Annotated in this window: 11 protein-coding genes and 1 tRNA gene; 11 read left to right on the top strand and 1 reads right to left on the bottom strand. The window is 39.7% G+C overall.

What is annotated here, in order from left to right:
• Positions 1-391: 391 nt before the first annotated feature.
• Positions 392-1783 (bottom strand): APC family permease, encoded by a 1392-nt coding sequence (locus DTW91_RS04765; protein ID WP_125202251.1) that lies wholly within the window; start codon positions 1781-1783, stop codon positions 392-394.
• Positions 1784-2002: 219 nt separating this feature from the next.
• On the opposite strand from DTW91_RS04765, the gene DTW91_RS04760 reads away from it, so the two are divergent.
• The 11 genes from DTW91_RS04760 (at position 2003) to DTW91_RS04715 (ending at position 13429) form a co-directional block, all read left to right on the top strand.
• Positions 2003-2404: a phosphoheptose isomerase gene (locus tag DTW91_RS04760; RefSeq protein WP_125202250.1), complete on the top strand. Its 402-nt coding sequence runs from the start codon at positions 2003-2005 to the stop codon at positions 2402-2404.
• 236 nt (positions 2405-2640) lie between these two features.
• On the top strand, positions 2641-3597 hold the full coding sequence (locus tag DTW91_RS04755) for a D-2-hydroxyacid dehydrogenase (protein ID WP_125202249.1): 957 nt from the start codon (positions 2641-2643) through the stop codon (positions 3595-3597).
• Between the two features lie 117 nt (positions 3598-3714).
• Positions 3715-4731 carry an asparaginase gene (locus DTW91_RS04750; RefSeq protein WP_125202248.1) on the top strand — a complete coding sequence of 339 codons (1017 nt, stop codon included), beginning with the start codon at positions 3715-3717 and terminating at the stop codon, positions 4729-4731.
• Positions 4732-4818: 87 nt separating this feature from the next.
• Positions 4819-4905 (top strand) — tRNA-Ser (locus DTW91_RS04745).
• Positions 4906-5373: 468 nt separating this feature from the next.
• Positions 5374-5529 (top strand): hypothetical protein, encoded by a 156-nt coding sequence (locus DTW91_RS12690; RefSeq protein WP_185144741.1) that lies wholly within the window; start codon positions 5374-5376, stop codon positions 5527-5529.
• 210 nt (positions 5530-5739) lie between these two features.
• A complete protein-coding gene (locus DTW91_RS04740) occupies positions 5740-6471 on the top strand; it encodes a hypothetical protein (RefSeq protein ID WP_125202247.1) in 732 nt (243 codons plus the stop codon).
• 96 nt (positions 6472-6567) lie between these two features.
• The gene (locus DTW91_RS04735; protein WP_125202246.1) at positions 6568-6837 is read left to right on the top strand and encodes a hypothetical protein; all 270 of its coding nucleotides are present in this window, start codon (positions 6568-6570) and stop codon (positions 6835-6837) included.
• A 64-nt stretch (positions 6838-6901) separates the two neighbouring features.
• Positions 6902-7591: a recombinase family protein gene (locus DTW91_RS04730; RefSeq protein ID WP_125202245.1), complete on the top strand. Its 690-nt coding sequence runs from the start codon at positions 6902-6904 to the stop codon at positions 7589-7591.
• A 439-nt stretch (positions 7592-8030) separates the two neighbouring features.
• Positions 8031-8645 (top strand): hypothetical protein, encoded by a 615-nt coding sequence (locus DTW91_RS04725; protein ID WP_125202244.1) that lies wholly within the window; start codon positions 8031-8033, stop codon positions 8643-8645.
• Between the two features lie 192 nt (positions 8646-8837).
• Positions 8838-10502 carry a T9SS type A sorting domain-containing protein gene (locus DTW91_RS04720; RefSeq protein ID WP_125202243.1) on the top strand — a complete coding sequence of 555 codons (1665 nt, stop codon included), beginning with the start codon at positions 8838-8840 and terminating at the stop codon, positions 10500-10502.
• 8 nt (positions 10503-10510) lie between these two features.
• Entirely contained in the window at positions 10511-13429 is a 2919-nt protein-coding gene (locus DTW91_RS04715; protein ID WP_125202242.1) for a hypothetical protein, read from the top strand.
• The last annotated feature ends 35 nt before the right edge of the window (positions 13430-13464 follow it).

The raw sequence follows: 13464 nt of genomic DNA, 5'->3' as shown, positions 1-13464 counted from the left end.
TTTTAAGTTAACAACGAGGCAATGTATCCTTAGTAGCTCAAGAATTAGGGATTTGCAAAGAAAGTTTAGTCATTGGAGAAAACTTCACAAAGAAGGTAAGCTTACGATGGAAAAACAAATTTCTTACTATCCTTTAAGAGAAGAATTACTGAGGCTTCGAAAGGAACTTGAAGAAACAAAGCTAGAACGTGACTAAAACAAAAAATTAAGTAATTGATTTACAACTAAATAAAAAATAAAAAAGTCCACTTTTAATTTTTATCGGACATTAATGATTTGATTTATTAATGCTTAGATATTCTTACAATTTCTTGGAGTAAAACATCTAAAATATTTTAAAAAGGGATCATATCATCCGGCTCTAAGAGCAGTCAGATTCGTTGCTTATAAACTAATTTATTTTCTCACTCTTCTTATTAATAAAAAAGTAAACCGGCAGCCCAAGCAAAATCAATCCCAATCCTGGCCACGTATATTGAGGTTTGTAAATAAATAAAAGAACACAGAAAACCGTTCCGATCAACAGATACAGAATTGGCGTGAAGGGATAAAGAAATGTTTTGTAACCCCGCTCCATTTCAGGTTTTTTGATTCTCAAATAGATCACACCAAAAACCGTGATCATATAGAAAAGAACAATCACGAATGAAATCATATCCAGAAGATCGCCGTATTGGCCGCTCAGGCAAAGCAAACTTGCCCAAATTCCTTGCATCCAAAGTGACTTTTCGGGAACGCCGTTTTTGTTGTTTTCAATGGCAGGTTTCAGGAACAATCCGTCTTTTGCCATCGTCTGGAAAACCCTTGCGCCAGCCAAAACGATTCCGTTCACACAGCCAAAAGTGGAGATCATCACAAGAATTGCAATGATAATAGTTCCCGCATTTCCGAACATTTTCTCAGCCGCCGCAACCGCAACTCTGTCATTGGCCGCAAAAGCGATAGAATCTCTGTCGAGCGCGTTCAGGTAAACGAAATTCACCAAAAGATAAAGAAGCATCACGGCAGAGGTTCCCAATATCATTGCTTTCACCACGTTCTTTTTAGGATTTTCGATTTCTCCGGAAATGAAAGTCACATTTTCCCAGGCGACAGAACTGAAAACGGAACCGACCATCGCAGCGGCGATGCCACCGAGAAGCGTGGCGCCGGAAATCCTTGTCCATTCCGTTTGTTTCAGGTTTTGAAAGGCGTCCCAACCATAACTCATATTCGAACTCCAATTGGATTTGTCGATCAAAATGAAACCTAAAATAATCAATCCAAGGAGTGCAATGATCTTTGAGGAAGTAAAAATATTCTGTAAGATTTTCCCGAACTGTACGCCTTTCGTATTCACAAAAGTGAGGAAAAGAATCACGACGATTGCCAAAATCTGAATCCAAGTGATTTTGAATTCGCCACTTTGGAAGATTGGTGCGGCGTCATTTAAAGAAGGAATAAGATATGCCGTAAACTTCCCGAAAGCGACGGCCACCGCTGCAATCGTCCCGGTTTGGATCACGGTAAACATTCCCCAACCGTAGAGAAATCCCATCATTTTCCCGAAAATCTCCGTGATGTAAGTATATTGTCCGCCCGCTTTCGGGAACATTGCCGAGAGTTCGCCGTAGCTGATTGCGGCTGCGACGGTCATCACGGCGGTGATCAGCCAGACCACGATGAGCCAATATCCGGATCCGAGATTTCGCATAATATCGGCACTCACGATAAAAATTCCGCTCCCGATCATCGATCCCATCACGATCATCACCGCGTCCCAAAGCTTGAGTTTCTTTTCCATAGTTTTTTTATTCTTCGTCAAATATAAAAAACATCTTTTGCATTATGATGACAATGACTGAATGAAAATTGAGATCTATATTTTTGGAAATTTGTTGAAGTTTATTTTTTTCGGGTCTTTTCGCAATTTTCTATAAAAATTAAGATTCTATTAAGCATTGGATCAGAACTTGTAATTGTGCCAAGAAAACGCTAATTTTGCAACTTCAATTGACCAAATATGGAATTAGAATACAAAGAACATCTCAGCCCAATGCTGAAAGGCGGTATTAAGAATTATCTGATCGATATCGATGGTACCATTACAGAAGATGTTCCTAACGAAGAGCCCGAAAGAATGGTGACTTGCGAGCCTTTTCCGGACGCATTGGAAACCATCAACAAATGGTATGACGAGGGTCACCAGATTTGTTTTTTCAGTTCCCGAACCGAAGACCTAAGAGAAATCACAGAAACTTGGCTCAAAAAGCACGGTTTCAAATATCACAGCGTGCTGCTTGGGAAACCGCGAGGCGGCAACTATCACTGGATCGATAATCACCTTGTAAAAGCAACACGATACAAAGGAAAATTCACAGATATGGTCGAGAAACAAGTGACGATAGAAGTTTTCCGCGAGTGAAAAAATAATTGTAATTAAAAATTCCCGGCGCTATAGGTTCGGGAATTTTTGATTTGGTGACGAAACCCATAGCCCTGATGGTAGCGGCATCCTTTTTTATTTTTTTTTGATTTCCGGTTTTTCGGATGGACAAGCGTTCTGAAAAACAAAAAAGATATAGCGGACAGCAGGATTAAGCTCCTAAACAAATAATTAACAAACAGAAATATTCTCTTTAAAAATATTAATTTATAAAAATGAAAGTACTTGCAAATGACGGCTTGACACAGTCCGGAATAGATGCGCTGAAAGAAAACGGCTTCGAAGTCATCACCGACAAAGTGGCTCAGGAAAATCTGATCACTTACATCAATGAAAACGAAATCACGGTTTTGCTGGTAAGAAGTGCGACGAAAGTGACCAAAGAAATGGTGGATAAATGCCCCAGTTTGCAAATCATCGGAAGAGGTGGTGTGGGGATGGACAACATCGAGGTGGCATACGCCCGAGAAAAGGGAAAACACGTGATCAATACGCCGGCCGCCTCGTCGGAATCGGTTGCAGAATTGGTTTTTGCGCACCTTTTCTCCGGTTGCAGATTTCTTCAGGACTCCAACAGACAAATGCCTATAAAAGGACACACCGAGTTTGCGAAGCTTAAGAAAAAGTATGAAGCAGGCACCGAACTGCGAGGCAAAACCATCGGGATCATCGGGATCGGGAGGATAGGGCAGGAGGTGGCCAGGATTGCGCTGGGACTGGGAATGAAAGTCATCGCCTCGGATACCAGAATCGGGAAAGCCAGCGTGCGCGTGGATTTCTACAACCAGCAATACATCAACGTCGAAATAGAAACCGAACCTTTGGACGAGCTGATCCAGCATTCCGATTTTGTTACGCTCCACGTGCCAGCTCAGGACGGACCTCTCATCGGGAGAGCGGAGTTGGAGAAAATGAAAACCGGCGCCGGCATCGTAAACTGCGCCAGAGGTGGCGTGATAGACGAAGATGCTTTGATCGAAGCGCTCGATAGCGGAAAGTTGTCGTTCGCAGGTTTAGATGTTTTTGACAACGAGCCAACGCCTTCCGAGAAAATCCTCAGCCATCCAAAAATTTCGCTGACGCCGCACACCGGTGCTTCCACAAAAGAAGCTCAAGACAGAATCGGTACCGAATTGGCCAATCAAATTGCGAGTATTCTTTTGGTGAAATAAAAAAAATTGGCTAGGCATAATGTCTTTAAGATTTTGCTAAAAAAATTTTGCAAGTCTGTCTTCTGAGGCAGACTTATTTGTTTTTAGGAGTCATATTAAAATTTTACTTTTGCGAATATGAAAAGGAAAGTACTTCTTATCTACACCGGCGGCACCATCGGGATGGAAAAAAATTATAAAACCGGAAGCCTTGTTCCATTTGATTTTTCTTCTGTTTTCAAACGAATTCCGGAGATGAATCTTCTGGAGTGCGAGGTGTCTGTGTATCCGTTCAAAAAACCGGTAGATTCCTCGGATATGGGTCCGGCGCAATGGCGTATGATTGCCACTTGGATTTACAAAAATTACAAAAATTACGATGGTTTCTTGATTCTTCACGGGACTGATACGATGTCTTACACGGCATCTGCCCTCAGTTTTATGCTAAGGAATCTTGGTAAGCCGGTGATTTTGACAGGTTCACAATTGCCAATTGGAGATCTGCGGACGGATGCCAAAGAAAATCTGCTGACGAGCCTTTATTACGCCAGTTTGTATGAAAATGACCAAGCCGTCATCCAAGAAGTTGCCGTCTATTTTGAGTACAAACTTTTGAGAGGAAACCGCAGTCTGAAATATTCTGCCGAGTTTTTTGATGCTTACCAAAGTCCGAATTATCCCATTATAGGGCAGTCGGGCGTGCATCTGAACGTGGACAAAAATGTTTTGTGGAGGCCGAACGGCGAAGTGGAACTGGATGATTATCTCAACGAGAATGTCCTGTTTTGGAGGATTTTCCCCGGCATGAATTTCGAATCTTTATTGGAGATAAAAACTGCTGAAGCCATCATTTTGCAGGTTTTCGGATCTGGGACGATTTTCAACAACGAGACCACGCAGAATGTTTTGAAAGAACTCAGAAACCGCGGGGTCGAAATCGTAGTCATCAGCCAGTGTATTTCGGGTGGCGTTCATTTCGGGAAATATATCAACAGTGATATTTTTACGCGGATTGACGCTATCAGCGGGAAAGATATGACGGCAGAATCTGCCATTACCAAAGCGATGCATCTGCTCAAAAATCCAAGATACAACAAGAGTTTCTCCGAACTCTTCAGCAAAAGTATTTGTGGAGAAATCACAGAAGATTTTTAAACTCTTTTTCTGCCGATATAAATAATCCGTCAAATGTGATTTAGCTTTGGGGGATTCATATATTTCATTATATTTGCAAGCTCAAATAGAGAGGTGTCCGAGTGGTTGAAGGAGCTACCCTGGAAAGGTAGTATGCGGGCAACTGCATCGAGGGTTCGAATCCCTTCCTCTCTGCGGATATTTTTTTAGGCACCTTTCGGGTGTCTTTTTTTTGCCTTTTCTTCAAAGGTTATCATTAATTTAAGATCACTACTTTTAATACCGTTTCCGTGATCCTCACACAGAGAAAACTTTGATAATTTTTTCCGAAAAAAAGACACTTAAAATTAAGTGCCTGAAAATGTTGCATTATTTTTTTGTAGCCCCTACAATACCGATCTCGAACCAACTAATGGCTGATTTTAAGAAAATCTACGAATTAAAGCCAGTTCTGGACATTCAACCGTACCGCTATCAGAGGCAGGCAAAAGTAGTGAGATTGCGGTCAGCAAATTAATTACATCCCTTATAATAATAGAACCAATAAAAAGTAATAGAATGTTAATATAGAATAACAGAAAGAAAGCTATAGAAACTTTACAGCTATTACTACTATAACCAGAAGCCAGATAGCGATTGTGATACTTAGTCTACAAACTGTATATGAGCAAAGAAGAGTTAGAGGCAAATAATTACACCAGATACAACACCTCAACAATGCAAGACTATGATATAGATGCCGAATGCGTAGGAGTGGATGCCGTAGGAGTAGGAGTTGCTACAATAAACGCCTTCTCAGATTTGGGGATAACAGTTTAAGACCTATTAGGCGGAGGCTGGGCTGAGGCAATACCAATGGAAACGGTTTCTCAGGGTGGTAAAATTGTGACTAAGCCGATGTACCGAAGGCGAGATGTACTGGGAGTTAAAACATTACATTTAATATCAAAAATATATAACTTACAATAAATCATACACTTACAGTTAAAAAATCTTGTTTTCATACAAGTTTTTTTGTATATTTAAGTAATGAAAATAACAGATTTACAGATAGTTACTGCAAATTTTACAGAGATGGAAGAACTGGGAAGCCTAAACTTCATTCTGGTTTCTGTGGAAGGCTTAGCCATAGCTCCAGAGCAGGAAGGTATGGAACCGCTCAGAGGTTTCAGCACCTACCAGATGAGATACCACCTTAAGACTAAGGATTTTATTTCCTGCTATATGCTCTATGCCAAAAAGCTGGAGAAGAAAGGTTTTGAAAAAATAATACAGCACCTACAGGTACTATGTGATAAGAATAAATCAAATAGAATTGCCTTGTTAGGTTCTGGTAAGAGCGGAGAGTTCTGTTTCAGACATATTGTTTCAGATTTCCTCCAAAAGAACAGAATACCTGTATCGGAGCACAAAGATGAGGTTGATATGGAAGTTCAGAGACAGCTCTGGCAATACGACCCTTACCAAGAAGCAGGTCATCACAATTTGCGGGACAAGTTTGTAGGTAATACTTTGGAAGGTTGTAAATGGATTTTTGCTTCTACAATGACAGACAATCCGCATCATTACACCCTTAGAAGAGATTTCGGCGATGATGAGCTGTTTCTCTCCATTGTGAAGCATATTCGTTACTTCGGAAGGTTTGAAGAGTTCAGCGGAATGATGTTCAGGTGCTTTCATTGGAAAAACTATAAATATTTTACTCATCCAGCAGATTTAATTGACATTAACACAGATTTAATTAATAAAGTTGAAATATAGTGTGTAATTTTTACTTATTGATTTTTAGACTATTAACAGTCTATTGGCAACAAAATGAGGCACACCTTACACGCACGCACGAGAGAAAGAATTAATATGAAAGTTTCCAGAATAACAACACGAAATAATCAACAGAAAATGATAGAGGCAATGATAACATCCGATTATTGTGTTTCCCATGCCTGTAGAATTGCTGGCATTTATCCTTCGACTCATTACCGTTGGCTAAAGAAAGATGAAAAATATGTGTCTGATTCCAAATTAGCTTTTGAGCGTGAAGAAAAAAGGCAAGACAGAATTTTTAAAAGATGGGAAGATAAATTCTATGCAGATTGGTTTAAAATGATAGAAGATATTAAAAGATAATAATCCGCTACGATTCATAGACGTGGGTTCAAGAACCATTACAAACAAACCAAACTACTGAAAAATGAAAAAATATATCGCTTACTACCGGGTTTCGACCAAACAACAGGGAAACTCTGGGTTGGGATTAGATGCACAGAAAACAATGGTAAGGAATTATCTCAAAGAAGATGATATTTTGATTGACCAGTTCGAGGAAGTGGAGAGTGGTAAGAACGACAACAGACCTCAGCTACTGAAAGCAATAGAGAAAAGTAAGAGTGAAGGAGCAACCTTGCTCATTGCTAAACTCGACAGGCTTTCAAGGTCGGCTACCTTTATTTTATTACTAAAAGACAGTAATATTGATTTCAAATGTTGCGATATGCCAGAAGCTAATTCACTAACAATCGGAATAATGGCTGTCCTTGCACAGGAAGAACGTTTACTTATCAGCAAACGTACTACTGATGCATTGCAGGAACTCAAATCCAAAGGAGTAAAACTTGGTAATCCAGAGAACCTAACTCCGAAAGCCAGAAAGATGGGAAGCGAGGCGATGAGGTTGAAAGCTATGCAAAATGACAACAATCGAAAAGCAACCGCTTTGATTGTTTCGTTGCGAAATGCTGGGAACAGTTATAACAAAATTGCTGACGAACTCAACAAAAGTGGATTCAAAACCAGCAGAGGTTGCGAGTTTAGCTCCTCACAGGTTTTGATATTGTATGACCGATTTTTGCGAACTCAAATAGAGATTCAAAAAACAGTTTAAAAATTCAAAATAAGGTCATAGTGCCAAAAGCGGAAAAAAGTTTCTACAATGGACTAAAAACCGCCAAATTTTGAATGTTAGAATTAAAATCATAACACTTAAAAATAAACATCAAACACCTATGAATAAAGGATTTTCGCTGGTACGAAGATTATTGAAATTATTTTATACATTTGTCAAATAACAAAACAGAAAATTATAGAAGAATAAACTTTAGAACATCATAACGAGTAGCGTTAGCTTTTATTTGTCCCTTTAAAACGACCAAATTTAAATAATTCGACAAAATAATAGTGATAACGCTCACGCTTCTGCGTGGGCTATTCCTATTGTCGAATGAGTGCTTGGTCGTACTTTAAGGGCGTAGGCTTTAGTCCCACGCTTTCTTATTTTAATAAACCCGCTTTCTTGGGACTGGAGGCACAAACTTCAAAATCCTATGAAAGTATTCAAGTTTATTTTAGCCGTTTTCTTTATTACGGCAGCTTTGGGCGGCGTGATCCAAAAGCAGTTTCCTGTCAGTATTGTTTTTCTCATCCTTGGAACCCTCCTCCTACCTCCTATTTCAGAACAAATCAAGGAAAATTTCAAATTATGGCAAAGCAAAGGGATAAGGTATGTAACTTACATTTTCTTGTTTTTCATTGCCGGAGCAACGATGGATAAAAGCAAATTGCCTAAAGCTGCTACCGGGAATGACAAAACTCCGACTGTAACTCAAACCGAAATTGACCGGACAGAGAAACCACATGTTGTTGAAAACGGCAAATCTGGGGTTTACAATGCCGATGGCGAGAAAATCGGAACGCAGGAAACGACTGCAGTAGATAATTCTATGGACGATTCGGATTTTTGGGACAACTACAGCCTGGAAGTCAAAGAGAGGATTCACGGGCTTATCCGGAATAAAGATTGCCAAGGATTGCAGATTGAATTTGAAACGGCGTACCAGAACAATGAGGCTCAGAAACGCAGGACAGGTCGGAACAATGCAGAACTTCTGGATTTTATAGATAACAATATGCGTAAAATGGATTGCTACAATAGGAAATAGTTTTAACGGCATTCCTGCAACCTCCTCCTTGCCATATTAAATAAAGCAAAATAAATTTTAATATGACGAGTTTTGTCGCTTGTCCTGATTAGATTTGCAGGACAATGTTAAGAAAATCATAAAAAAATTACAATTTATGAGCAGTGTATCACAAAATATTATTAATTTTCAAGCGTATAAAAAGTACAAATTATGAAAAAACTTTACCTCAGCTTATCCCTGTTAGCAGTGTGTTTTGCTGGCGCCCAAGAGGTGCAATGGCAGAAAAATATCCCTTCCGATACACAGGATTTTCTCTCCAATATGACCTCCACGGTTGACAGGCAGATACTTCTGTCCGGCAGCAGCATCAATACAAAAGCACAACAATTATCGACCGGTAGCCTACAAAACAATGGCTATGATTACCATGTCCTGAAACTCGACCAGCAGGGAAACAAATTATGGGATAAATACTTCGGAGGCTCAAAACACGATTATTTGATGAGTTCCATTGCTACACAGGAAGGTGGGTTTGCTTTGGTAGGCACTTCGTTTTCCAATATTTCTGGAGACAAGAAGGAAAATAATCTTGGCGGGAGCGATGTTTGGATAGTCCGTCTTTCCGAAACAGGGGAAGAACTTTGGCAGAAGACTTTAGGTACTAAAAGCAATGACGAGGCTTCGTCAGTTGTACAATCCACTGATATGGGATTTTTTGTCGCAGGGAACATCAATGACAATAGAAAGCTGTTCGGTTCTAAAGACATCTTTGTTTCAAAACTGGGCAGAGACGGCAAATTAATTAAAACCACTATTCTCGGAGGAAAATCTCTGGATGAGGTTACAGATATGATTCCGACAGCAGATGGCGGTATTGTTGTTTTAATTTACTCTACAAGTGGAAAAGCAGAGAACCTGAATAACTCCGAAACTCAAAATTCTGCTCAAGACAATAATTTTCAAAATGAAACTTCAAGACCGGAACTGACCTCAACGGTCAAAACTTTCATCGGTAAATCCGAGGATGGTTTTGGAGCTGGAGATTATTGGATTATAAAGCTGGACAAGAACGCCAATGTCGAATGGCAGAAGACCTATGGGGGAACTGGCGATGACCGTCCGAAAAGTATTGCCAATACTGAAAATGGCTACATTGTTTCAGGCGAAAGTACAAGTCAGTCATCCGGCAACAAGAAGGAAAACATCAAAGAAGGAACCGATCTATGGGTGCTTAATTTAGACAGGTCGGGTAATGAACTATGGCAAAAAAATTACAGTTTCGGTAACAGAGATGTAGTGATGAGCCTTGATGTCATCAGAAAGACCAATAAGGATAATTTCAGTGAAGACAAAGGATTTTTGTTAGGCGGATATACTCAGGCTGAGGAAAAAGTTAAATCCGATGATGAGAAATTCTGGATGCTTTACATAGACACCAACGGCAAAGAGGAATGGCGCAAGTATGTGGAAGGCAAGGAAAAGAAGAATGAGGAACGGTTGGTGAGTGCAAGACTACAAAGTGATGGCTCTTATCTTTTAGCCGGAACCAGCGCAGACCAGCTTGGCGAAGAGAACTGGAAGATCGTAAAGCTGGGCGACAAGCAGGTTGAAGACTTAATAGAAAGAAAGGATTTGCAGATTTATCCTAATCCTGCGAAAGATTTTTGTTACGTAGAATTGGATTCAGAGTTCAAAGACCAGGGTTCCAGAGAAGTGAAGATTACTGTTTATGATATGACTGGGAAGGTGATTCAGCAACTTACTACCAAGAACAAAGTGACCAAGATCAATACCAGTGGACTTCCGCAGGGTATTTATATTATAAAAGCCAGTACAGCGGATAAATCTTTGACAACTAAATTAATTAAAGAGTAAAACCAAATATGAGAAAAATTTATAATTTATTGTTTATCATAACAAGTATTACCTTGTTAAAATCACAGGCAACCATTGGAGGAGGTGGGCAAACGGTTCCCTCGGTCTCGTCTTTTTCCTCCTATATCAATTCCCCGGTTTCGCTCACGACTGGCATCCCGGATATCTCTTTTCCTCTGATGGGCTTGCCCACCAACAGCAAGGATATTACTATTAGCATGGCTTTGGCTTATCATCCGACTAATCTGAAATCAGACCAGCCAGCCAGTGAGGTTGGTGCGGGATGGAGTCTTTTCAGCGGAGGTGTTATTTCAAGAGATGTTGTAAACGTGCCGGATCATCTGGAAGACGAAAACTCTAATAACACTCCTAATTATACCCCAAATCCAGATTACTTCTTAAGTGATGTCTATTATTACAATTTTTCCGGATATTCAGGGAAGTTCAGAATAGAGAAAAACGGAACAGGGGGATTCAAAGCCATTATGCTGACCCCTTCTGCCCTCAGAGTAGAGTTTACCGGAACGGCTTATACTAATTATCAGGATTTTACCTCATTTACTATTACGGATGACAGAGGATACAAATATGTATTCAGTGACTTTGCCACTTCCTTTTACCCTGTTTCACCTCAGGCAAAATACATTTACAAAAGCGCTTTTTACCTGAACAAGATTATATCCCCTTCCGGGCAAGACATTGTGATTTTTCATAATCATCTTTATACAGAGCCACTTGCCCAATATCCATACTCATCACTTTCCACGCAGCTTTACAAGCTGGAAAGTATTGAATCGATAGGAAATGGAACAATAGACATTTCCTATACTTATACCCAAAACTCGGGCAATACTTATAATGACCCTTACCGCATCAATACTATAAAATTAAAGGATAGGAATGGAAACATTATCTCACAGTATGCTTTAGATTATACGGATATTTCTCATAGATTCAAAAATGTTTTAGGAGAGAATCAAACAGTGGTTAAACGGGCATTATGGAAGCTTAGAAAACTTGACAAAAACTCCGGATTAATTGAAACTACAAAATTCGGGTATGAATATTATGGATATGGAGAATATGGGGCAATTCCGGGGCAATATGGAGCCAGTTTTCTGCTTAATCCTGGCACAGAGCATGAAGCTTATTGGAATCCAAAGTATGATACCAAGGGATTATTAAAAACCATAATGCTGCCAACCGGAGGAATAAAGGAATATCTTTTTGGGGTCAATCAAAAATTTGAAGATAGAAATACACAACAATTCATCAACAATATAAAAAATACCCAATCCGTCTCTTATCCCGACCTGCAATATCTGACCAATTTTAATTCTTTTCAGGTAGATACCAATCAAAGTAGGTTCTATACAATACATGTCAGTAAAACAACAGGTATATATATTCGTTTTATCACTACAGAGATTTATCCCCAGGAATCAAATTATCCACCTCCTTCATTATATTTTCAGTTAAAGAAAAACGGCACGGTCATCAATGGAAATAAATCTGAGCTTCCCGGTTATACTGTAACCTATTATTATCTTAATCCGGGCGATTACACCATGCAATTATATGGGACAGGGGGAACTGCAGATGTTGAGTGTTATCAGATAGATTACCTGCCCCCTCCTTATAAAAATGCGAGAACAGTTGAAGATTCCGGACTAAGGATACAGACGATTAATTACTATTCAGGAATGAACGACCTCTATATGTCCATTCCTCCGGCAAGAACCGAAACGTTTGAATATACTCTGAAAAGTGATGCCAATTCTTCCAGTGGCACAGAGTTATTTACGCTTGGTGACCATAGTGTTCCCTACATCAATTATAAAAATGTAAAAACAACCAGAGAGACCGGTAAGGGCTATACGTGGTATTATTACAAATTGTTTGACGAGTTTCCGCCAACAACATTGATACAGAACACCTCATCCTTCCTTCCGTATTACAATCTGGTAAATAATGGGTTATTAACAAAAAAAGAAAATTATAACGCACAAAATCAAAAAATATCAGATGAAAACTTTGAGCCGGTATTTGGGGAATTAGAGCCGCAGTATATTCTTCATCCAGCCTTATCAAACCCCTATTATAAGACCTATACAAAAACGGCTTATATCAAAGAGCAGAAAATAACCAGCCATATCTATGATGCCTCTCAGAACAGTATGGAACACATTACCGAGATCAAGACCAATCCTTCTAATTTCGGAATATCATCACAAAAGCAGACACTTGCTGATGGTAGCACTACAGAGAACAATTACCAATATGCCACCGAAAAGGCAAGCCAGAACCAACACCTGATAACAGCCAACATCATAAGCTTGCCACTGGAATCCACGGCTAAACTAAATGGTGCCGAGGTCTCCCATACGGAAATCAAATTTGAAAATCCGGGTAGCCTTTTCCCTACCACTTCGTTGTCATATGCTGCGGATAGTTCACTTAAAGATAAGGTGACCTATGACCGGTATGATTCCAAAGGCAACCTTCTCCAGTATAGCACCCGAGATGGCGTACCTACCACCGTTATCTGGGGCTATAACCGTACCCAGCCGATTGCCAGGATAGAAGGTGCAAAATATGAGGATGTAATGACAGTTCTCGGGTTGGCTACCTCTTCGGATGCTTACACCGGGGCTGATATTGTGACCAAATCCGATCAGGATATAAATGATGCCACAGAAAATGAATTAAGGATTGCCCTAGAAACATTCAGAAAGAAAGGTCTGTTTAAAAACTATCTTATCACCACCTATACCTATGACCCGCTCATTGGTGTGACCAGCATGACATCTTCAAACGGGATGAGGGAGTTTTATTATTATGACAATGCCAATCGTTTGCAAAGAGTGGAAAATGCCGAACATCAGGTAGTGAAAGAATATAAGTATAATCCTAATTCTCCTAACTAAAAGGAACAGGATAATGGTTAATCCTTATTAATAAG

Origin of the sequence: Chryseobacterium sp. SC28, from assembly GCF_003932955.1 — a bacterium.
Classification (GTDB): domain Bacteria; phylum Bacteroidota; class Bacteroidia; order Flavobacteriales; family Weeksellaceae; genus Epilithonimonas.
Note: the sequence above shows the minus strand (reverse complement) of the source record. Positions and strands in the feature narration are given on the sequence as shown.

Excerpts from the sequence above, each read along its gene's own strand:
- DTW91_RS04720 (WP_125202243.1), top strand. The coding sequence starts at position 8,838 with ATGAAAAAACTTTACCTCAGCTTATCCCTGTTAGCAGTGTGTTTTGCT.
- DTW91_RS04750 (WP_125202248.1), top strand. The coding sequence starts at position 3,715 with ATGAAAAGGAAAGTACTTCTTATCTACACCGGCGGCACCATCGGGATG.
- DTW91_RS04765 (WP_125202251.1), bottom strand. The coding sequence starts at position 1,783 with ATGGAAAAGAAACTCAAGCTTTGGGACGCGGTGATGATCGTGATGGGA.
- DTW91_RS12690 (WP_185144741.1), top strand. The coding sequence starts at position 5,374 with ATGAGCAAAGAAGAGTTAGAGGCAAATAATTACACCAGATACAACACC.
- DTW91_RS04715 (WP_125202242.1), top strand. The coding sequence starts at position 10,511 with ATGAGAAAAATTTATAATTTATTGTTTATCATAACAAGTATTACCTTG.
- DTW91_RS04730 (WP_125202245.1), top strand. The coding sequence starts at position 6,902 with ATGAAAAAATATATCGCTTACTACCGGGTTTCGACCAAACAACAGGGA.
- DTW91_RS04735 (WP_125202246.1), top strand. The coding sequence starts at position 6,568 with ATGAAAGTTTCCAGAATAACAACACGAAATAATCAACAGAAAATGATA.
- DTW91_RS04740 (WP_125202247.1), top strand. The coding sequence starts at position 5,740 with ATGAAAATAACAGATTTACAGATAGTTACTGCAAATTTTACAGAGATG.
- DTW91_RS04725 (WP_125202244.1), top strand. The coding sequence starts at position 8,031 with ATGAAAGTATTCAAGTTTATTTTAGCCGTTTTCTTTATTACGGCAGCT.
- DTW91_RS04760 (WP_125202250.1), top strand. The coding sequence starts at position 2,003 with ATGGAATTAGAATACAAAGAACATCTCAGCCCAATGCTGAAAGGCGGT.
- DTW91_RS04755 (WP_125202249.1), top strand. The coding sequence starts at position 2,641 with ATGAAAGTACTTGCAAATGACGGCTTGACACAGTCCGGAATAGATGCG.